Source organism: Ruegeria sp. THAF33, assembly GCF_009363615.1.
GTDB lineage: Bacteria > Pseudomonadota > Alphaproteobacteria > Rhodobacterales > Rhodobacteraceae > Ruegeria.
Genome location: NZ_CP045384.1, coordinates 1249604 through 1271291, shown reverse-complemented (window position 1 = coordinate 1271291; position 21688 = coordinate 1249604). Strand labels below are relative to the sequence as shown.

The following is a 21688-nucleotide window of genomic DNA, read 5'->3' as shown; positions in this document are numbered from 1 at the left end:
GCCAGCCCCCCGGACCCCCCCGGGATATTTTTGGCCAGATGAAGGGGATCCCCGCATTTGGTGAGGAGTAAGCAAAATGAGCAAAATGGCGGATTATGACGGCCCGATCCTGGAGATCGACAAGCTGTCCATCTCATTCTTTACCCGCCTGCGGGAAATCCCCGCCGTGATGGATTTCTCGGTCAGCGTAGAGCCCGGCGAAGCCGTGGGGCTGGTTGGTGAATCCGGTTGTGGCAAATCGACCGTGGCACTGGGCGTGATGCAGGATCTTGGCAAGAACGGTCGCATCGTCGGAGGCACGATAAAGTTCAAGGGCCGCGATCTGGCAGAGATGTCGGCCGAAGAGTTGCGCGACATTCGCGGCAATGAAATCGCGATGATCTATCAGGAGCCGATGGCATCGCTGAATCCGGCGATGAAGATCGGCAAACAATTGATGGAAGTGCCGATGATCCACGAGGGAGTGAGTCAGGAAGAGGCTTATTCCCGCGCGCTGGAAGTGGTGACGGATGTTCGCCTGCCAGACCCCGAGCGGATGTTGAATTCATTTCCGCACCAACTGTCGGGTGGTCAGCAGCAGCGGATCGTGATTGCGATGGCGCTGATGTCGAAACCGGCGCTGTTGATCCTGGACGAGCCGACAACCGCTTTGGACGTGACGGTCGAGGCCGCTGTGGTCGAACTGGTCAAGGATCTGGGCAAGAAATACGGCACCTCAATGTTGTTTATCTCGCACAACCTCGGGCTGGTTCTGGAAACCTGCGACCGTCTGTGCGTGATGTATTCGGGTGAAGCGGTCGAGCGTGGCTCGATCAAGGATGTGTTCGACGAGATGCAGCACCCTTATACACAGGCGCTGTTCCGTTCGATCCCGCTGCCGGGGGCTGACAAGAACACGCGTCCGCTGGTGGCTATTCCGGGGAACTTCCCATTGCCCCACGAGCGGCCTCCGGGTTGCAACTTTGGACCGCGGTGCGACTATTTCGAAGAGGGGCGCTGTGACGCGAAGGAAATCCTGATGGAGGCCGTTCCGGGAAATGACCGGCACCACACCCGCTGCCTTAAATTCCAGGAAATCGACTGGAACGCCCCACTTGCGCTGGCCGATCAGAAAGAAAAGGGTGAAATCGGCCGAACGGTTCTGAAAATGGACAACCTCAAGAAATATTACGAGGTTGCGGCAAATGCCTTGTTTGGCGGCGGTGAGAAGAAGGTTGTGAAGGCCAACGAAACGCTAAGCTTCGAGGCGCACGAATCCGAGACACTGGCCATCGTGGGGGAATCCGGCTGCGGCAAGTCCACCTTCGCCAAGGTCCTTATGGGGTTGGAGACGGCCACAGACGGGCAGATCCTGCTGGACAACCGCAACATCGAACAGGTGCCCATCGAAGAACGCGATGCCAAGACGATCGGCGAAGTTCAGATGGTTTTCCAGAACCCGTTCGACACGCTGAATCCGTCGATGACCGTCGGCCGTCAGATCATCCGGGCGCTTGAAATCTTTGGTGTCGGAAACTCTGAAGCCGAGCGAAAGAAGCGGATGCTGGAACTGCTTGATCTGGTGAAGCTGCCGCGCGCCTTTGCAGACAGGATGCCGCGACAGCTGTCCGGCGGGCAGAAACAGCGCGTGGGTATCGCGCGCGCCTTTGCCGGCGATGCGCGTATCGTTGTGGCGGACGAACCCGTCTCGGCGCTGGATGTGTCGGTTCAGGCTGCCGTGACGGATCTGTTGATGGAGATACAGCGACAGCACAAGACCACGCTGCTGTTCATCAGCCACGATCTGTCCATCGTGCGTTACCTCAGTGACCGGGTCATGGTGATGTATCTGGGCCATGTCGTAGAGTTGGGCACCACGGATCAGGTCTTTGCCCCGCCCTATCATCCCTATACCGAGGCGCTGCTGAGCGCGGTTCCGATTGCGGATACCTCGATCGAAAAGCAGCATATCGTTCTGGAAGGCGATATTCCCTCGGCCATGAACCCGCCACCAGGCTGTCCGTTCCAGACGCGTTGCCGATGGAAATCCGAGGTGCCTGACGGTCGGTGCGAATCCCATGTGCCGCCGGTGCAGACGCTGGCGGATGGGCACCAGATCAAATGCCACCTGGCCGAAGACATTCTGGCCCGGATGGAGCCGGTAATCAAAGTCGCGGCGGAGTAAACCCGTTTCTGAACCTTGAAAAAGGGCCGGTCAGGGACCGGCCCTTTCTTTTGGCGCCGTGGTTTCTTGGGGAGACAGGCGGCGCTTGGGAGTGGCGTGAGTGGCGACCCCGGTAATTCGTCAGCCGGTCATGACGTTGTTGCCAAAATGCATGAATTCCTGGTTCATTCCGGCAATGTCACCGGCTTCAAGCTGAAGGCTGGCACTGTCAAGCATCTTGTAGCTCTGCTGCCCCTTCACCCAGTCGTCGGCGGATTGCAGAGTGGTCAGCGTGTAGGATGTGACCTCATTCAGGTAATGTGTGGGGATGATCACCTTGGGCTTGAGCTTGGATACGATGTCGTTGCCCTGATCGAAGCTGAGGATATGTTCCGAGCCATCAACCGGCAGCGTCAGAACATCCACCCGTCCGATCGCGTCCCAGAACTCCTGCGGCGGGTTGTGGCGGTTGTCGCCCCAGATCAGCGCTCGAATGCCGCCGGTCTCGACCAGATAGACGACCATATCCATGTGGCCCACGTTGTTCGGCGGGCAGGCTTCCACGCCGAACTCGGCCAGCGCATTGGTCCAATCATACCATCCCGGCGCGACACAGGCGTGCTTGTCGGCAAAACCGGTGATCTTGATGTCTGCAAACTCGAAATTGCCCACCATGCGATCCAGCACCATGGTCGAACTTGGGCGTTCAATCGCATCGTGATCAAAATGGGCATGGGTCGACAGGGTGATATCCACCGGGATTTGCGGGAATTCGTTGCGGAACCAAAGCCCCCATGCGCCCGACGGATCATCGCGCCAGGGATCAAACAGCGCTGTTGCACCATTGGGCGAGGTGATCTTGATCGCACAATGACCATAATAGTCGATGCCAACCGTCCCGGTGCTGGCCTGACCCGTTGCGCCTTGCAGATCGATCACGTGGTTGTTGTTGCCCGGCTGTAGCCACGCCTGAGACTGTGCCTGAGCCGGTCCTGCGCCCAGTACGGAAGCAGTCGCACCGACACCGGCAGCCCCCGCCGCCATAAAGAACGAACGGCGAGACAGCCCCGGCGCCAGATGATCCTTGTCGCCGTTCAGGATGGTTGGTTTCAGATCTTTGCGATCCATTTTTGTGTACCTCTCTGTTGGACATGTGCAGGTTTTCCGCACGTCCCAACCAAAGGTAACAAGCCAGGGCATATTGGCTCAGACCGAAAAAATGGGGGCGGAATATGGGGGAAAACCCCATATTCCGTGTTCACGAAATCGAGAGCAAATGACTGCGCAGGTTCTGGCTGCGCCCTTCAAGGCCCAGCTTGCGGCGAATGTTGTTGCGGTGAAAATCGATTGTCGATGTTTCTCGGGACAGGGCCTTGGCGATGTCCTTGGTTGTTTTTCCAAACATGACCATCTGCGCAATCTCGATCTCGGTCGGGGTCATTGCTGCAAACGCATCCGTCAGTTTGTCCGACAATGAAGACGTGATCTCGTTCAGGTTCTTCTCGGCCAACTCAAGATAGACATACTTTGCTTCGTCCCCTGAAAGCTGCGTTCGAGCCTTTTCCAGATAGGGCAGAACTCGGCCGCGCACCTGTTCGACAATTTCGTGATCGCGGTTTTTGCGTTCGTCATCCAGACTGGACAGCAGGACGCGCAGCGCCGTGTTGGTTTCCTGCAACTCACGGGTACGATCCGCGACACGGGTTTCAAGCTGCGCCAGTGTTTCGTTGAGCTTCTCTTCCAGCGCGCGGCGCAGGTAAACCTCTTGCAACAAAGCCAAATCCGACTCGACCATGCGTGCGAACTGCGCCAACCCTTCGCGGAACAACAAGGCACGCCGGTTCTGCTTTCGATCCAGAACACAAATCGTTCCGAACACCGATCCATCGGGCCATTTAAGCGGCAGGCCGATGTAAAATGTCATCCCATGTTCCAGATCGTCATTGTCCGCCCAATCCGGATCGCAGGCTGCATCCTCAACCACCAGCTCTCCGTCCCGCTGCAGGACGCCCTGACAATAAAGTTTGGGATTCAACTGGAAACTCAAACCAACCGGATACGGGTTTTCGGGATGATCCGAAGTGATCAGCACCGCGTGATCCGGTGCGTCGGTTTTCATGATCAGGCTTGCGGGCACATCCGCCAATTCCGCGACCAGATCAACCAGTTGCTGCCAGTTGGCCAGCGTTTCTTGCGGAATCTCAGGGTGGTCAACAGGCATGAGGCGACCTCACCAGTTACTGGACGATACCCTTTCAGATTAGTTGGACTGGTTGAGCCTGATCAAGAACCGGACGTTCTGCGCCGCGGCATCGGGTTTAACCGCCCCAGATTACCTTCACGTAGTTCTGGGTTTCCTTGTATGGCGGAATGCCGCCATGCTTTTCCACCGCTTTTGGGCCGGCATTGTAGGCGGCCAAAGCCAGTGGCCAGGATTTGAACTTGCGATACTGCCAGGACAGGTATCTGGCCCCACCTTCGAGATTCTGCTTGGGGTCATGCGGGTTGACCCCCAGAAGCTCGGCGGTCTGAGGCATCAATTGCGCCAATCCCAGAGCACCCTTGTGAGACTTCGCATGCGGGTTCCATCCGCTTTCCTGCTGAACAAGGCGCAGGAACAAGTCTTCGGGAATGTTGTGAAGGCGGGCAGCCTGTTTCGCCAGATCCAGATACTGGCCGCGATACTTGCCAGTATATCGCTTGCCGGTATGCGCACGGGATGTCTTTGGTTTCAACCGCGCGGAATCGCGATACTGCGTCGCCGCACGGGAATCCAGAATCTTGGACTGTTTGAGGAAGATATCCTTGCGGCTTTTGGTAGACAGAGTTTGCGCCTGCACAGGCAAAACGGCCAGCACAAGGCAGACAACAGAAAACCCAGCAACCCAAGAACGCATCAATGCCTATCCTGCTCGATAAGAAACCAGTCGGATTATAGGTATTCCCACAAAAAATGAAAGCTTGGTAAAGGCCAAAGTAAGACTCTTGCCCAACACTGTTGTATCTACTGTTTTCATCCATGATGCAGGCCGTATAGGGTCTCACGAAACAAGTCGCGCCAGATTCGGCGCACATACGCGAAAACAGAACGAGGAATTACATGGCGGGTTCAGTCAACAAGGTCATTCTGGTAGGTAATCTTGGCCGCGACCCCGAGGTCCGGTCGTTCCAGAACGGCGGAAAGGTTTGCAATCTGCGCATTGCCACGTCAGAGAACTGGAAAGACCGCAACACGGGCGAACGCCGCGAACGCACGGAATGGCACTCGGTCGCAATCTTCTCGGAACCGCTGGCCCGTATTGCAGAGCAATACCTGCGCAAAGGCAGCAAGGTTTATATCGAAGGCCAGCTGGAAACCCGAAAATGGCAGGATCAGTCCGGGCAAGACCGTTATACAACCGAGGTTGTTCTGCGCCCCTACCGCGGTGAATTGACCTTGCTCGACAGCCGCGGCGAAGGCGGCGGCAGCGGCGGTGGTTACGGCGGCGGCCAAGCCGGTGGCAGCGGGTACGGAGATCCTTACGGCGGTCCGTCCAGTTCCCCGGCACCGGCATCGGGTGGAATCGACGACGACGAGATTCCGTTCTAGAAAATTCGGAGACACGACATGACATGGTCCTTTTCTCTCGGCCGGTTGCTCGGGTCCGAACTGAGGGTCCATGTCACGTTTTTCCTGCTTCTGGCCTGGGTGGGCTTTGCGGCCTATTCCGCCGGTGGCCTGCCGGCCGCCATAGACAACCTGTTGTTTGTTCTGGCCTTGTTTGCCTGTGTGGTCGCGCATGAGTTCGGTCATGCCCTCATGGCGCGGCGCTTTGGAATCAAGACCCCAGACATAACACTGTTGCCGATCGGCGGGTTGGCCCGGCTTGAAAGGATGCCGGAAAAACCGATGCAAGAAGTGCTTGTGGCACTTGCAGGTCCGGCGGTGAACATCGTGATCTGGGTCATACTGGTCGCCTTCGGAGCAGGAGTGCCGATCGAGACGCTTTCCCAGATCGATTCACCGGGTATCGGGTTTCTGAACAGGCTGGCCTACATCAACCTGCTGCTGGCCGTATTCAACATGATCCCGGCCTTCCCCATGGACGGAGGGCGCGTATTCCGCGCCCTTCTGTGCCTGCGCATGGACCGCGTCAAAGCAACACGCGTGGCTGCGGTCGGAGGTCAGATCGTTGCGGTGGGTCTGGGGTTTTTGGGGCTGAGTTCAGGCAACCCGTTTCTGGTGCTCATCGCCGTGTTCGTGTTCATCGCCGCGAACGCCGAAAGCCAGGACGTCGCCCTGCGATCCGCAGCGCGCCGGGTTCTGGCCCGGGACGCGATGATCACCGAGTTTCACGCGCTTTCCCCCGACGATACGCTGAGCACGGCGGCGCAAGCCGTGATCCACACCACTCAACACGAATTCCCTGTATTGGACTCAAGCCAGGCCCTGCTGGGATTCGTCACGCGTGAACGGCTGTTTGCTGCGCTGGCAAGTGACCAACCCAGATCAGCACCCGCCACGTCGATCATGGACGCGGCGGTCCCCTCGGTTTCGCTTACCACCGGGCTCGAGACCGTTCTGGAGCACTTGCACAACGGCGCTCCGGCCATCGCTGTGGTCACTCGGGGCGGTCGCATGATGGGTTACATCACGCGCGAAAACATCGGTGAACTAATGGTCATTCAGGGGCGCTAGGCCTTCAGGTCAAGCCGTGGCAAGCGCATCCGACAGGACCGAAAGAACCGCATCTTTCGGTACATCTGAGGTCACGAACGCCTCTCCGATCCCACGCGCCAGAATAAACCGAAGCTGGCCATCCACGACTTTCTTGTCCTGTCCCATAAGATCCACCAGCGCCTCGGCGCTTGGCAATTCGCTCGGAATATCGGCCAGATCCGTCTTCATCCCCATGGCACGCAAATGCGCGCGCACCCGGCTTGGATCCTCTTGCGAGCACAAACCCAGGCGCGATGACAACTCAAACGCCAGCGCGCAGCCAATTGCCACACCTTCGCCATGCAGAAGGCGGTCGGAATATCCCGTCGCGGCCTCCAGGGCGTGGCAGAACGTGTGCCCCAGATTGAGAAGAGCCCTGTCACCTTGTTCGGTTTCATCCCGCGCGACGATGTCGGCCTTCATTTGCACCGAGCGCGTCACCGCGTGTACCCGGGCCGCCATGTCACCCGAGGAAACGCTTGGCCCGTGCGCCTCAAGCCAATCAAAAAACTTCGCATCGCCAAGCAACCCGTATTTCACGACTTCGCCATAGCCTGACAAGAAGTCTCTTTGGGTCATGGTCCCCAGAACAGAGGTATCCGCCAGAACCAGCGAGGGTTGATGAAACGCGCCGATCAGGTTTTTGCCCTGTGGTGCGTTGATCCCGGTCTTTCCACCGACCGAGCTGTCCACTTGCGCCAGCAAGGACGTTGGAATCTGCACAAAGCGAACACCGCGCCGCAGAACCGCCGCTGCAAAGCCTGCCAGATCTCCGATGACGCCGCCGCCCAAAGCCACGACGACATCCCGGCGTTCGACTTTTTCCGCGAGCAGCCACTCGACGGCGCGCTCGAAATGCGGCCAGCTTTTGGTTGCCTCTCCGGCGGGCAGCGCCAGTGCGGTCATCTCGATCCCCGCGGCATTCAGCCCGGCGCGCAGCGCCTCAAGATGCAGACCGGCCACGTTTTCATCCGTCAGAACCGCGACTTTTGGCCGGGCCAGAAGTGGAGATATCCAGCCCCCTGCCCGCGTCAGAAGATCCGGACCGATTTCAACATCATAGGATCGGTCATCCAGGTCCACATGTACTGTTTGGTGCATTTATTTGAGTTCCAAAACATCAGGGCGCGCCAACAGAGCGTCGACAACGCGGCCTACCATATTTTCGATCGAGGTCTCGCCATCCGAATCCACTGTCAGATCGGCCTCAGCATAAACCGGCACGCGGGCCTCGTAGAGGGATTTCAGCGTCGCATAGGGATCGTCGGTGCGCAGCAGAGGACGGGTGTCTTTGTGGCGCACACGGTTCCACAGAACATTCAGATCCGCGCGCAGCCAGACGGCAGCGCCCTTTTCGGCGATGATGCGACGGTTTTCCGGCTGGAGAAACGCCCCCCCACCCGTTGAAAGAATGCCTTTTTGTTCATCCAGCAAGCGCCCGATGACCTGCGATTCCTTGGTGCGAAAGAAAGGTTCGCCGTCACGCTCAAAGATTTCAGGAATGGTCATGTTGGCGGCTGATTCGATCTCGGCATCGCTGTCCAGAAACGGAACACCCAGACGTGCGGCCAACGCGCGACCCACCGCAGTTTTGCCAGCCCCCATCATCCCCACCAGAACCACGGTTTTGTGCAGATCAAAACCACCCTGTGTGTCTGTTGAATGTGTGTTATGCTTAATTTCGCTCATTTAAACGTGAATGACGTGATCTTGGGAAAAATGCCAGTTATAACTTGGCCAAAATCAAAAATTGAGGCAGCGTGGGGCCATGGGCCGACTGATCAAATTCCTGATATATGTTCTTTGCCTGGTATTCATTGGGCTGGTCGCCTACGCCTATGTTGGCCCATTCTTTGGCGCGGATTTTTCTGCGCCTCAAAGTGAAATCCGCGAACCGGTCGTATTGGATGTCAACTAAACAGGCGCTGTTGGCGGTCTTTCTGGCGGGATCGGCACATGCGCAGACCCCGTTATCCGCGATCGAGTGGCTTGCGGATCCGCCGGAAAACCTGCCCGGAACCGTATTGCTGGAACCGCCGGTGGCACAGAACGGCGGATTGCCCGAAATTGAGGTCACGCCGCTTGAAGCGTTGTCGCAACCTTTGGGCCTGGTCGCATCATCCGTCACTGGGTTGCCCGTGGATTTGTGGCAAGGCAGCGATGCGAACCGGCTGGCGGAGCTGATCGCGAAGACGCCCGTGCGCGACAACCCGGCCATGCAACGCCTGTTGTTTACATTGCTTCTGTCGGAAACCCGAGCACCGGCGGGCCCTGATGCGCAAGAGATTATGCTGCTGGCGCGACTGGACCGACTGATGCAACTGGGCGCGGCTGACCCCGTGCAATCACTGGTTCAACTGGCCGGGCCGACCGATACACAGGATCGGTTTCAGCGCTGGTTTGACGCAACGCTGCTGACCGGTGATGAGGATCGCAGCTGCACCGCCCTTATCGCCGAACCGCATCTGTCAAAGGACTACGCCGCGCAAGTGTTCTGCAAAGCCCGACGCGGAGATTGGGCATCGGCCGCGTTGACGCTTGAGGCCGCGCATGCCCTGGACATCCTGCCACCGGAAGAGCTGGCGGTTCTGGATCGTTTTCTAAGCCCTGAACTCTATGAAGGCGCGGCTTATCTGCCCCAGCCTGAAAACCCGGATCCATTGAGTTTCCGACTTTTCGAAGCGATCGGAGAACGGCTTCCTTCCGCCTCGTTGCCACGCGCTTTCGCCAATGCGGATCTTCGGGATGTGGCCGGATGGAAAGCGCAGATCGAAGCCGCCGAACGGCTTACACGCATTGGCGCCTTGACGCCCAATCAATTGCTTGGACTTTATACCGAAAGGTCCCCGGCAGCGTCCGGCGCAGTTTGGGACCGGGTCGCGGCCATCCAACGATTTGAAAGCGCGTTGGATACGCGAAACGCTGAAGCCATCGGAAAAACGCTGCCACCGGTCTGGCAGCAGATGCGCAGCGTCGGGCTTGAAGTGCCCTTCGCCGAATTGTTCGCCGAGCGTCTGTCGAAGGTTTCGGTGCCGGCGACTGAAAACCTGCGCTGGCGCATTCTGATGCTGTCTGGCCTGTACGAACAGGCTGAGCAATCAGCACCGGACAACTCGATCGATACCCTGTTTCTTGCGGCGCTGGCGCAGGGTGATCCGGGGCGGGCGGTTTCTCCTTCTCCGTTGGCCGACGCGGTTTCTCAGGGGTTTGCATGGGCGGCGCCCGTACCCAACGACATTGACGCCTTGCTGGACAATGGTCAGCTTGGTGAAGCCATACTGGAAGCCATGCAGCTGTTTGCGCATGGTGCACGGGGCAATCTGGTGGATCTGACCGCAGCAATCGCAACCTTCCGACGCGTGGGCCTGGAAGACACCGCGCGGCGTGCTGCGCTGAGCCTGTTGATCCTGCAAGAGCGCTGAAGATGGCTATTCCGGCGACAAATGAGCTATGGATTTCGACCTTTCTACAGGCCCAGGCGGCGGAACTTGGCGCGGCGACAAACACGTTGCTGGCCTATGGGCGCGATCTGAAAGATTTTGCATCCTGGTTGCAGCACAGGGGATCCGGATTCGATCAGGCAGATCGTGATCAGATCAAGGCCTATCTGATCGACTGCCAGGCACAGGGCCTGTCGCGTTCCACCCGCGCGCGGCGATTGTCGGCGATAAAACAGCTGTACCGCTTTGCGTTCGAGGAAGGCTGGAGCGAGACGAACCCCGCCATCCAGATCAAAGGTCCGGGGCGGCAGAAGCGACTGCCCAAAACGCTGGACGTGCCCGAAGTCGACCGTCTTCTGGCAGCCGCCCGACAAACCGGGCGCAGCAAGGCTGATCGCGTACGCAATACCTGTTTGATGGAAGTTCTCTACGCCACCGGGATGCGTGTGACCGAACTTGTGTCCCTGCCCGTTTCCTCGGCCCGTGGCGATCCGCGTATGTTGCTGGTGATGGGCAAAGGCGGCAAGGAACGCATGGTGCCCCTGTCCCCACCGGCGCGGGATGCTTTGGCTGCCTGGTTGACCGCGCGGGACGAAGCCGAAGACCAGACCGTCGAGAAAGGCGGTCAAAGGTCTCGTTTTCTGTTTCCGTCGCGCGGCAAGTCCGGCCACCTGACACGGCACAGGTTTTTTCTGCTGGTCAAGGAACTGGCCGTTCAGGGTGGCGTTTCGCCCGAGAAAGTCACCCCGCATACCCTGCGCCATGCCTTTGCCACGCATCTGCTGGCCAACGGCGCTGATCTGCGTTCGATCCAGACCTTGTTGGGTCATGCCGACGTTGCAACGACCGAGATTTATACTCATGTTCTGGATGAACGGCTGTCGGAACTGGTGTTGCAACACCACCCGCTGAGCAAAGACCCTGACGAAGACCGGGGCTAAGCCCTTGATCCAGCAGCGCGGCATCCCCATAACGGATGCGTCACCCTAACCCACCAAGGACCAATGGAACCCTCATCTTCTCTGATCGACAGCGCATTCTGGTTTACGTCAGGCGCGATCCTCTTGTTGCTCGTTTTGTCCGGCTTTTTCTCGGGTTCGGAAACGGCGCTTACAGCCTCTTCTCGCGGAAAACTGCGGGCGCAGGCCGACAAGGGATCACGGGGCGCGAAAAAGGCGCTGGAAATCACCGATGACAATGAACGCCTGATCGGCTCGGTTCTTCTGGGTAACAACCTTGTCAACATCCTGGCGGCCTCGCTGGCGACGGCCTTGTTCACCCGTTTGTTCGGCGAAAGCGGCGTGGCGTTGGCGACCCTGGTCATGACTTTGCTGGTGCTGATCTTTGCCGAAGTGCTGCCCAAGACCTACGCCATCACCAATTCCGAAAAGGCCGCGGCAGCTGTCGCGCCGATCATCAGCGTCGTCGTGACGGTGTTTTCACCCATTGTGGCCGCGGTGCGGCTGTTAGTGCGCGGTGTGTTGCGCCTGTTCGGCGTGCAGATCGATCCCGACAGCAACATTCTGGCTGTACGCGAAGAGATTGCCGGCGCCTTGCAACTTGGTCATTCCGAAGGCGTGGTCGAAAAGGAAGACCGCGACCGCATCTTGGGTGCGCTGGATTTGGGCGACCGAACGGTGGAAGAGATCATGCTGCACCGATCGAATATCGAGATGATCGACGCCAATGCCGCCCCCGAGGCGATCCTGAAACAATGTCTGCAAAGCCCCCACACCCGTCTGCCTGTGTTCCGGGACGAGCCGGAAAACATCGTGGGCGTTGTCCACGCCAAGGACCTCTTTCGCGCCATGTATGCGCAGGCAGGCAGCAGCGACGGCGAGACCGACCGTTTGGCGAGCTTTGACATCGGAAAGGTGGCAAACGATCCTTACTTTGTGCCCGAAACCACGACGCTGGACGACCAGATGCGGGAATTCCTGCGGATGCACAGCCATTTTGCATTGGTTGTGGATGAATATGGGTCACTGCGAGGCCTGATCACGCTTGAAGATATTCTTGAAGAAATCGTGGGCGAGATTGCCGATGAGTTCGACATAGACGAAGAGGTGCCGGTAACACGCACCGAAGATGGCCAGTATCTGGTTGAAGGTTCCATGACAATCCGGGATGCCAACAGGGCACTGGACTGGTCTCTGCCGGATGACGAGGCGAACACGCTGGCCGGTCTGGTGATTCACGAGGCCCAAATGATCCCTGACGTCGGTCAGGTGTTTTCGTTCCACGGTTTCCGGTTCGAGGTCACGGCGCGTGAAGGCAACCGCATCACCGGACTGAAAGTGCGCCCCCTGTAGCGCCTGCGATTTTTCTGAAATGTTCCGCGCGCTGCCCAAGCGCCTGTCGTCAACCGAACGACCCAATTGCGCTGAACCGGGCGCGGATATTCCGATCATCGCAAAGTCCGGCCCAAGCACGGAGCTGGGCGAGATGGGCCAGTTTGATCACACCGACTTTGTTGCAGCCGTGCAATAAAGTGAAAAAGCGGCCTTCGAGGCCGAATAACCACCGGGCGATGTCGTGCTGAACGAGGCGCAGGCTGCCTGTTTGTTTGCCCTCGGTTACAAGTATCGACGCGCTTTGGCTGAGCGAGAAGGCTGTGCAATTCCAAAGCCGGCGCAATAGATGACATGCGACACTTGTTGTCGCTAACAGACGAGTAATATCCCCATCGGCTCGACAGTTTTTTTCCAACATCATAGGGAGGAACACTGTGAAAACCACCTGTCAGGTTGCCGTCATCGGGGGCGGCGTCGTCGGTTGTTCGGTGCTCTATCACCTGACCAAGCTGGGTTGGTCCGACGTGATGTTGCTGGAGCGGTCGGAACTGACCAGCGGATCGACATGGCACGCGGCGGGTGGGTTTCATACGCTCAACGGCGACACCAACATGGCCGCGCTGCAAGGCTATACCATCCGGCTGTACAAGGAGTTGGAAGAGATCACTGGCATGTCTTGCGGGCTGCACCATGTGGGCGGCATTACGCTGGCCGACAACCAGGACCGGTTCGACATGCTGCTGGCCGAACGCGCCAAGCATCGCTTCATGGGGCTGGAGACCGAGATCGTCGGCCCCGACGAGATCAAGAAGATCGCCCCCATCACAAACACCGACGGCATCATCGGCGCGCTCTATGATCCGCTGGACGGGCACCTCGACCCCTCGGGCACGACCCACGCCTATGCCAAGGCCGCGCGCATGGGCGGAGCCACGATCGAGACCCACTGCATGGTGCGCGAGACCAACCAGCGCCCCGACGGCACATGGGACGTGGTCACCGACAAGGGCACCATCCACGCCGAGCATATCGTCAACGCCGGCGGCCTCTGGGCGCGCGAGGTGGGCGCGATGGCGGGCATCTACTTCCCACTGCACCCGATGGAGCATCAATACCTCGTCACCGACAACATCCCTCAGATCGAGGCGATCATCGACGCGGGCGGCGAACATCCGCATGTCATGGACCCGGCCGGTGAAAGCTATTTGCGGCAAGAAGGGCGCGGCCTGTGCATCGGGTTCTACGAACAGCCCTGCAAGCCCTGGGCGGTGGACGGAACGCCCTGGGAGTTCGGGCACGAGCTGCTGCCCGATGATTTCGACAAGATCACCGACTCGATCGAGTTCGCCTATCGCCGTTTCCCGGTTCTGGCCGAGGCCGGTGTGAAATCGGTGATCCACGGCCCCTTTACCTTTGCCCCCGACGGCAACCCGCTGGTCGGGCCGGTGCCGGGCGTGCGCAACTACTGGTCGGCCTGCGGCGTGATGGCCGGGTTCAGCCAGGGCGGCGGCGTCGGCCTGACGCTAGCGCAATGGATGATCGAGGGCGAGCCCGAGCGCGACGTCTTTGCCATGGACGTGGCCCGGTTTGGCGACTGGATCACCCCCGGATACACCCGCCCCAAGGTGATCGAGAACTATCAGAAGCGTTTCTCTGTCGCCTACCCCAACGAGGAACTGCCCGCCGCGCGGCCCAACCGCACCACGCCGATGTATGACATATTCAGCGATCTGGGCGCCGTCTGGGGCCAGCAATACGGGCTCGAGGTCGCCAACTATTTCGCGCAAGCGGGCGAACCGACCTATGAAACCCCGTCCTTCCGCCGCTCGGACGCCTTCGCCGCAACGGGCCGCGAGGCGCGCGCCGTGCGCGAGGGCGTGGGCATCAACGAGGTGCACAATTTCGGCAAATACCTTATCACCGGCCCCCGCGCCCGCGACTGGCTGGATCGGATCTTGGCCGGGCGCATCCCCGCCCCGGGCCGCCTGTCGCTGACCCCGATGCTGTCGCCCAAGGGCAAGCTGATCGGCGATTTCACCGTGTCCTGCCTGGGCGAGGAGGAATTCCAACTCACCGCCTCATATGGTGCGCAGAACTTCCACATGCGCTGGTTTCAGCAACATCAGGAAGACGGCGCAACCGTTGAAAACATCTCTGACCGCCGCAACGGCTTCCAGATCGCAGGCCCCAAAGCCCGCGAGGTTCTGGCCGCCTGCACCCGCGCCGATATCAGCGGCATGCGCTTCATGGACGTGCGCCGCATGGTCGTTGGCATGACCGACTGCATCGTGCAGCGGGTCAGCTATACCGGCGACCTGGGGTTCGAGATCTATTGCGATCCGATGGCGCAGCGCCAGCTTTGGTGGACCCTATGGCAGGCCGGCCAATCGCACGGCATGGTGCCCTTCGGCATGCGCGCGATGATGAGCCTGCGGCTCGACAAGTTCTTCGGCTCGTGGATGCGCGAATTCTCACCCGACTACACCCCCGCCGAAACCGGGCTCGACCGCTTCGTCGCCTTCGACAAGACCGTCGATTTTATCGGGCGCACTGTCGCCGAGACGGAACGTGCTACAGGCCCCGCGCGCAGGTTGGTGGCCTTCGAGGTCGACGCAGACGACGCCGACGTGAACGCCTATGAACCGATCTGGCTGGATGGCACTGTCGTGGGCTTCTGCACCTCGGGCGGTTATTCGCATTATGCCCGCAAGTCCGTCGCCATCGGTTTTCTGCCAACCGAACGCGCAGCAGAAGGGCTTGAAGTCAAGATCGAAATACTGGGCCAGATCCGCAAGGCAAAGGTCATCTCGACACCCTTGTTTGACGCAGATGGCGCCCGAATGAGGGGATGACTCGCGCTCGGGCCCACGGCATTGTACCGAAATGACCGAAATACCCATTATCCTTTTGGCGGCGGGTCAATCCAGCCGCATGGGCGGCATCGACAAATTGATGCAGCCGATCAACGGTATTCCGTTGGTCGCACGCTCGGCACGCACAGCCTCCGCCGTGGGTCCTGTGATTGTCGCCCTGCCCCCTGAACCAAATCCCAGATATGGCGCACTTGATGGCATGGATGTTCGGATCGTTCCGGTCCGGGATGCGGCAGAAGGCATGAACGCCAGTTTGCGCGCCGCAATCCAAAAACTGCCGCCGGATGCTCCCGCCGCGATGGTTTTGCTGGCCGATCTGCCCGATCTGACTCAGGCTGACCTGACAACAATCCTGAAAGCGCGACTAACCCATCCCGACTACCTGGTCTGGCGTGGTACAACCGAGGATGGAAAGCCCGGTCATCCGGTGGTGTTTGACAGATCCCTTTTTGGTCAACTTTCACAGTTGCAGGGGGACGACGGTGCACAAGAGATCGTGCGGGAGCATAAAGACTTTGTTCATCTGCATCCGCTGCCCGGCCGAAACGCACTTTTGGATCTGGATACCCTGGATGACTGGAAGGCCTGGCGCAAAAAACATGCCCCCTGAACAAACACGGCCCGGTCTTATCGACCGGGCCGGTGCCCAAAACAGGACTACCACTTTGCTCAATCTCCAAAGTGTGGCCAGTGTGCTTTCAGAAACACTCCGACTCCCAAACAGCCAAACCTAAACAAGACCCCCTCGTTAACACGCCGCTATCACTTTTGGTGATCGAGTTAGCCGCCAGCGCCCCCTAGCGCTTTTGGCTCCCCTCACTTGGGCATCTTCATCCTCACTTATCCGATCGCTCGAAACAACGTAAAATTGGAAGGAATGGTTAATTTGGGTCTTCTGCGAATGGCTTTTACGCAACATCGCGCGAGACTAGGATCAACTTAAAGGAGACTCTTCAAATTCGGAAGAGGTAGCGATTCGTGATTAAGCGCAAACTTATTCACCGATATCCGCACTCAAAAAGATTTTTAGTGTGTCAAGCCATGCCTCACACAGACCCACCCACAACCATTGGAAGAGCAGCTTTTTTCTCCATCATTCGGAAGGATGATTGTCAACAAAACAAAACAAATTCAATATTTTTGAAAGTTTGACGCCATTTTTAGCAACAATCCTCCGATTCGCTCTGGTGCGGATCGGTGAAATTCCGCGAATCCCGATCGACGTCGACCGCAACCCAACACCGGCTTTGTGGCAAAATTAAGATTTATTAATTGATCAGTCAGGAAACGCCAATTCTGAGCATGCATCTGTTGTCTCAACGCGCAGCCGCAACTGCGCGACGATAATCAGGAGACACAAATGAGCATCCGCAAATCCTCGCTTCTACTTCCTCGCACTTCCAACTGGGTGGGTGTCAGCGCGCTCGGCGCGGCCCTACTGGCAACGACGGCTATACCGTCCATGGCGGACGAGGCATTGGCCGATCTGGTTGAGACCGTTTCACCCTCGGTCGTAACCATCATCGCTGAACAAGATACAGCGCCGACCCCAACCCAGGGGCAAAACTTTGACTTCGAAGGACACCCTTTTGGTGAATTCTTCAAACGCTTCGGCGGCCCCGAAGGGTTCAACATGCCGCAACGCGGCCCGTCTCAGGGCCTGGGTTCGGGATTTGTTCTGGACGAAGCCGGATACATTGTCACCAATCACCATGTCGTCGACAATGCCTCGACCGTGACCGTAAGGCTCAGCGATGACCGTACCTTCGAAGCCGAAGTGGTCGGAACGGACCCGTTGACGGATATCGCGGTTCTGAAAATCGACGCAGGAACTGACCTGCAAGCCGTGGAGCTTGGCGACAGTGACGAGATCCGCGTAGGTGAAGACGTGGTCGCCATCGGCAACCCCTTCGGCCTCAGTTCGACCGTGACCACGGGCATCGTTTCGGCAAAAGGCCGCAACATCTCGGAAGGCCCTTATGCCGAGTTCATCCAGACAGATGCAGCGATCAACAAGGGCAACTCGGGCGGTCCCCTGTTCAACATGGATGGCGAAGTGGTCGGTGTGAACTCGGCCATCTATTCGCCCAGCGGTGGTTCTGTGGGGCTTGGATTTGCCGTCACGTCGAACATCGTTGAACACATCGCGGCCGATCTGCGGGATGACGGACAGGTGAGCCGCGGTTGGCTGGGCGTGTCGATCCAGAACGTAAGCCCACAACTTGCGGCAGCGTTGGGAATCGAGGCTTCCTCGGGTGCGCTGGTGTCTGACGTGGTTGCCGGCAGCCCAGCAGACGGCGCCCTGAAGCAGGGAGACGTTATCCTGAGCTTCAACGACGATGCCGTGGAGTCCAGCGGTGACCTTCCCATCCTTGTGGGCACGACCAAGGTCGGCACCGACAGCACTCTGACCGTTTTGCGTGACGGCAAGATGGAAACTGTGACCTTGACGGTTGGCCAGCATCAGGCCGCATCGGCCGAGGCCGACAAACCGGTCGAGGCGGAAGTTGCGGGAACAACACTGGGTGTGACCGTGGCCCCCCTGACCGAAGCGGTTCGGGCAGAAAATGGTGTTGCTGAAACCGTCGAGGGCGTTGTCGTCACCGACCTGAAGCCCGACAGCCCTGCGGCAAAGGCCGGCCTGCAACGCGGCGATGTGATCGTCAAGCTCGGCAATCAGGACACTGTCACTCCGGATGCTTTGAAGGCTGCGCTGGACAGTGAAAAAACCGATCCTGCCCTGGTGCTGATCAACCGTGGCGGCAGCCAGATTTTTGTCGCGGTCGAACTGGCCTGACCTTGAACATGCGTGCGCCGCTTGATGGGGATTTTCGGCGCACGCTTCACCCGGCGGATCAGAGTTGTCCACTATCCGCCGGGCTTGCCGGGTGCCGGCCCAGCACCCGGCAAGAACTTCTTCTAACCATATGCTTTAGTTAAAATTTGTGTTTAAATATCAAAAGAAAGGATCCCGACCATGAGCCGCCGTCTGTTGATCGTCGAAGATGATGCTGACACCAGGGACTTCATCGCCAAAGGTTTTGGCGAAGAGGGGTATGTGGTCGAAACCGCTGCTGACGGTCGTGAGGGGTTGTACCATGCCACGGACGGTGGGTTTGACGCCATTGTTCTTGACAGGATGCTGCCCGGTCTGGACGGGCTGTCGCTGATCAAGTCGATGCGGGCCGCCGGTTTGAAAACCCCGGTTTTGATGCTGACGGCGATGAGCGCCGTGGACGAAAGGGTAAAAGGGCTGCGCTCGGGCGCTGACGACTACCTGGTCAAGCCTTTTTCGTTTCAGGAGTTGCACGCCAGAATCGAAGCCCTTTTGCGTCGCCCTCAGGAATCCGAAGAGACGCCTACATTGACTTGCAAAGACCTTCAGATGGATTTGCTGACCCGCAAGGTCACACGCGACGGGCACGAGATCACCCTGACACCGCGTGAGTTTCAGATTCTCGAATTTTTCCTGCGCCGCAAAAACCGCGTGGTGTCGCGCACCATGTTGCTTGAAGGCGTTTGGGATTATCATTTTGACCCAAACACCAACGTCGTGGACGTGCATATTTCGAAGTTGCGGCGCCAATTGGATGAAGGCGGTGACGCGCCATTGATTGAAACCGTCCGCGGAGCGGGTTACATGATGTCCGATGGATAACCTTCGGCTTTCCCTGAACAATTCCCGCACAAGGCTGGTTGCAACCAGCATGTTTCTGAGCACGATTCTGACGGCGTCTGTACTCGCCATCGTCTATGTGACCGCCAATCGAAGCATCGAGGCCGAAACCCGCTCGGTCGTATCAGCCGAGTTGACAGGGCTTGCGGATGAATACGAAAGGCGTGGGCTGATAGGTTTGATCACTGCAATTGAGCGCCGTTTGCCAAGTGCCGCCGAGCGGGACGCGCTTTACCTTTTGACAGACAGGTTGGGGGTCAAACTTGTCGGCAATCTCAAGTCCTGGCCGGTGAACATTGCCGCTGGAAGCGGTTGGGTAGACTTGGAATTGCGCCGGGCCGACAATGATCAGCTTGTGCCGGTTTCAGCTGCATCCATCCGCCTGCCGGGCGGCGAGCGCCTGCTGGTCGGGCGGGATGCAGCGTCGCGCCAGCAATTCGACAGGGTTTTGTTTCGCTCGGTTGCGTTGGCGCTTGGGATTGCTTTGGTTCTGAGCGTCATCACCGGCTGGTTGTTCACGCGTTTGGTGTTTTCACGCCTTTCGGATATCGCCAGTACGGCCGAGAATATCGTTTCAGGCGACCTGTCAAAACGGATGCCGCTGCGAGGAACCGGGGACGAATTCGATCAGGTTTCGGGCACATTGAACAACATGCTTGACCGGATCGAGGAGTTGATAAGCAACCTTCGGACCACATCTAATTCGATTGCACATGATCTCCGCTCACCTTTGTCTCGTCTGCGGCAAAGGGTCGAGGCCCTCTCTGAACCCGACAAAAGCGACTTGGATCGCGAGATCGACATTGCGCGGGCGACGGGTGAAATCGATCACGTCCTGCGGGTTCTGGGGCAGCTCACCGAAATCTCTCGGGCCGAGGCCGGCCTGGGGCGCGAGCAATTCGAAACCATCGATTTGCAGCAACTTGTTGGTGATGTTGTCGAGCTTTATGACCCGGTCGCCGCCGATCAAGGCGTGCAGCTTGAAGTCAAGGGTTCCGCCCCGGCCATTCAGGGGCACCGGCCGCTTCTGTCGCAAGCTCTTTCCAATCTGTTGGAAAACGCAATGCGTTACGCGCCGGAACATACTGCAATCACGATCTCGATCGGTACTCGCGACGGTTTCACCCAACTGAGCGTCAGGGATCGTGGCCCCGGCGTACCGCCCGAAGAACTGGGTCGCCTTCAGCTTCCCTTCGTGACACTTGACCCCGCGCGGACGGAGCGGAATGCGGGTTTGGGCCTGGCTCTGGTGGCCGCAATCTCACATATGCACGGCGGAAAATTTGCCGCCCGGAACTGCGACCCCGGGCTGGAAACCACGATCAATCTGGCACAACTGCGTTAATCCGGAACACCGTATATCGCCATGGTTTTGTTCTTGTAACGCGTGTCAGCGGTGACATCCGCACCGAACCAATCCGGTGGCACGTATCCTTTGGCCTGCTCCTCCGAGGTGAACTCTACCTCGACCAGGCGCAGCGGCGCCAGATCGCCTGAAAAGACGTCCAGCTCGAACAGCAAACCATCCGGCAAATGGCCGGTGTAGCGCTCTTTTTCAACCCTGCGCCCTTCGGTTTCCGGCCAGAAGGTTTCGAACTGATCCGCGGTGATCTCTGCCTCTCGTTCTACCCGGACCAGGCCGCCAACCCCTTTCAAGGTCAGGAAATACGCATCGTTCTTTTGCCTCAGCCGAAGCTCGGTGGAATCGTCGGGGGCCGTCAGATAACCCTGCCTTACGACGGCTTTTTTCGCTTTGCTCAGGTCCGGCAGGCTTGAAACCAGAAACTTGCGCTCGATTTCCTTGCTCATTGGTTCGAAATCACTCCGTTTTCCAGCTCTTCAAACAGCGCCCTGTAAGACGCACAGGCCGCACTGCGCCCGGCATAGGTACAGACCGGGGCACGATACTGACCCATCTTTTCAATATCAGCAGCGAAAGGAACCACCGCCTGCAAAAAACGTTTCGGATACAGCTTGCGCATCGCCTTCATGGTTTCCTGATGCAAAACCTTCCGGTGTTGCACCATCGAAAAAAAGGCGCGCAGCTTTTTCTTGCGCAGCTTGCGTTGTTCAAAAAAACTTACCAACTGATCGAAACTCCGCTCGGACAGGGTTGTCGGCATGACGGGCACGACGATTTCATCGGCAGCTTTGAAGACATTTTCGGACAAAGTCGAAAAGTTGGGCGGGCAATCCAGAATGATCACGTCATAATCGCTGCCCGCCGCCATCAAAGCTTTTTTCAGCCGCGAGCGTTTGTTTCGCATCCGCGACAGGAACACGTCGAAGTCGCGGAAGGTCAGGTTCGCCGGCAGAACGTCCAGCCCTTCGAAATCACTGGCCCGGATCGCCTTGATAAACCGCCCCACATCCTCGAAAAACCGCGCATCCTTCAGTTTTTTTGATGGCTTCACCCGAAAGTAGAACCCTGAAGCGCCCTGGGGGTCGAGATCACACAACAGCACCTGCTGCCCCGCCTGCGCATAGGAATAAGCCAGGTTCACCGAAGTAGCGGTTTTGCCGACACCGCCCTTGTTGCTGTAACAGGCAATGATCTTCATTC

The 21688-nt window shown here is 58.4% G+C and carries 20 protein-coding genes; 12 read left to right on the top strand and 8 right to left on the bottom strand.

What is annotated here, in order from left to right; genetic code table 11:
* Nucleotides 1-76: 76 nt before the first annotated feature.
* Nucleotides 77-2164, top strand: coding sequence for an ABC transporter ATP-binding protein (locus FIU92_RS06370; RefSeq protein WP_152457768.1), 2088 nt, complete (start codon nt 77-79; stop codon nt 2162-2164).
* Between the two features lie 120 nt (nt 2165-2284).
* Here the strand turns inward: FIU92_RS06370 and FIU92_RS06365 are convergent, their stop codons facing one another.
* The 3 genes from FIU92_RS06365 to FIU92_RS06355 form a co-directional block, all read right to left on the bottom strand.
* Nucleotides 2285-3271: an MBL fold metallo-hydrolase gene (locus FIU92_RS06365; protein ID WP_152457767.1), complete on the bottom strand. Its 987-nt coding sequence runs from the start codon at nt 3269-3271 to the stop codon at nt 2285-2287.
* Between the two features lie 130 nt (nt 3272-3401).
* Complete coding sequence (locus tag FIU92_RS06360; protein WP_152457766.1) at nt 3402-4364, bottom strand: LuxR C-terminal-related transcriptional regulator; 963 nt, start codon at nt 4362-4364, stop codon at nt 3402-3404.
* Nucleotides 4365-4461: 97 nt separating this feature from the next.
* The gene (locus FIU92_RS06355; protein WP_152457765.1) at nt 4462-5040 is read right to left on the bottom strand and encodes a lytic transglycosylase domain-containing protein; all 579 of its coding nucleotides are present in this window, start codon (nt 5038-5040) and stop codon (nt 4462-4464) included.
* Between the two features lie 203 nt (nt 5041-5243).
* Here FIU92_RS06355 and ssb point away from each other — a divergent pair, with 203 nt between their 5' ends.
* A complete protein-coding gene (ssb, locus tag FIU92_RS06350) occupies nt 5244-5732 on the top strand; it encodes a single-stranded DNA-binding protein (protein WP_152457764.1) in 489 nt (162 codons plus the stop codon).
* A gap of 18 nt (nt 5733-5750) precedes the next feature.
* Nucleotides 5751-6821 carry a site-2 protease family protein gene (locus FIU92_RS06345; protein ID WP_152457763.1) on the top strand — a complete coding sequence of 357 codons (1071 nt, stop codon included), beginning with the start codon at nt 5751-5753 and terminating at the stop codon, nt 6819-6821.
* A 9-nt stretch (nt 6822-6830) separates the two neighbouring features.
* On the opposite strand, the gene aroB is transcribed toward FIU92_RS06345, so the two are convergent.
* Both aroB and FIU92_RS06335 read right to left on the bottom strand, forming a co-directional pair.
* Nucleotides 6831-7943, bottom strand: coding sequence for a 3-dehydroquinate synthase (aroB, locus tag FIU92_RS06340; RefSeq protein WP_152457762.1), 1113 nt, complete (start codon nt 7941-7943; stop codon nt 6831-6833).
* Nucleotides 7944-8531 carry a shikimate kinase gene (locus FIU92_RS06335; protein WP_152457761.1) on the bottom strand — a complete coding sequence of 196 codons (588 nt, stop codon included), beginning with the start codon at nt 8529-8531 and terminating at the stop codon, nt 7944-7946.
* Between the two features lie 79 nt (nt 8532-8610).
* Here FIU92_RS06335 and FIU92_RS22740 point away from each other — a divergent pair, with 79 nt between their 5' ends.
* From FIU92_RS22740 to FIU92_RS06320, 4 genes are all read left to right on the top strand, one after another.
* Nucleotides 8611-8760, top strand: coding sequence for a hypothetical protein (locus FIU92_RS22740; RefSeq protein WP_171168466.1), 150 nt, complete (start codon nt 8611-8613; stop codon nt 8758-8760).
* Nucleotides 8750-10264 carry a hypothetical protein gene (locus tag FIU92_RS06330; protein WP_152457760.1) on the top strand — a complete coding sequence of 505 codons (1515 nt, stop codon included), beginning with the start codon at nt 8750-8752 and terminating at the stop codon, nt 10262-10264. The genes FIU92_RS22740 and FIU92_RS06330 overlap by 11 nt, the downstream gene beginning before the upstream one ends.
* 2 nt (nt 10265-10266) lie before the next feature.
* A complete protein-coding gene (locus FIU92_RS06325; protein WP_152457759.1) occupies nt 10267-11223 on the top strand; it encodes a site-specific tyrosine recombinase XerD in 957 nt (318 codons plus the stop codon).
* 63 nt (nt 11224-11286) lie between these two features.
* Nucleotides 11287-12594 (top strand): HlyC/CorC family transporter, encoded by a 1308-nt coding sequence (locus FIU92_RS06320; protein WP_152457758.1) that lies wholly within the window; start codon nt 11287-11289, stop codon nt 12592-12594.
* 49 nt (nt 12595-12643) lie between these two features.
* Here FIU92_RS06320 and FIU92_RS22735 read toward each other — a convergent pair whose 3' ends face one another.
* Entirely contained in the window at nt 12644-12997 is a 354-nt protein-coding gene (locus FIU92_RS22735) for a hypothetical protein (RefSeq protein WP_172978475.1), read from the bottom strand.
* Nucleotides 12998-13010: 13 nt separating this feature from the next.
* Here FIU92_RS22735 and FIU92_RS06315 point away from each other — a divergent pair, with 13 nt between their 5' ends.
* The 5 genes from FIU92_RS06315 (at nt 13011) to FIU92_RS06295 (ending at nt 20470) form a co-directional block, all read left to right on the top strand.
* A complete protein-coding gene (locus FIU92_RS06315; RefSeq protein ID WP_152457757.1) occupies nt 13011-15428 on the top strand; it encodes an FAD-dependent oxidoreductase in 2418 nt (805 codons plus the stop codon).
* A gap of 31 nt (nt 15429-15459) precedes the next feature.
* Nucleotides 15460-16059, top strand: a complete 600-nt coding sequence (locus FIU92_RS06310; protein WP_152457756.1) for an NTP transferase domain-containing protein — start codon at nt 15460-15462, stop codon at nt 16057-16059.
* A 750-nt stretch (nt 16060-16809) separates the two neighbouring features.
* On the top strand, nt 16810-18246 hold the full coding sequence (locus FIU92_RS06305) for a DegQ family serine endoprotease (RefSeq protein ID WP_152457755.1): 1437 nt from the start codon (nt 16810-16812) through the stop codon (nt 18244-18246).
* 180 nt (nt 18247-18426) lie between these two features.
* Complete coding sequence (locus FIU92_RS06300; protein WP_152457754.1) at nt 18427-19107, top strand: response regulator transcription factor; 681 nt, start codon at nt 18427-18429, stop codon at nt 19105-19107.
* Nucleotides 19100-20470, top strand: a complete 1371-nt coding sequence (locus FIU92_RS06295) for an ATP-binding protein (protein WP_152457753.1) — start codon at nt 19100-19102, stop codon at nt 20468-20470. The genes FIU92_RS06300 and FIU92_RS06295 overlap by 8 nt, the downstream gene beginning before the upstream one ends.
* Here FIU92_RS06295 and FIU92_RS06290 read toward each other — a convergent pair.
* Nucleotides 20467-20934 carry a CYTH domain-containing protein gene (locus FIU92_RS06290; protein WP_152457752.1) on the bottom strand — a complete coding sequence of 156 codons (468 nt, stop codon included), beginning with the start codon at nt 20932-20934 and terminating at the stop codon, nt 20467-20469. The two genes, FIU92_RS06295 and FIU92_RS06290, sit on opposite strands and share 4 nt — an antisense overlap.
* Complete coding sequence (locus FIU92_RS06285) at nt 20931-21686, bottom strand: ParA family protein (RefSeq protein WP_152457751.1); 756 nt, start codon at nt 21684-21686, stop codon at nt 20931-20933. Before FIU92_RS06285 ends, FIU92_RS06290 begins: the two co-directional genes overlap by 4 nt.
* Nucleotides 21687-21688 lie beyond the last annotated feature (2 nt).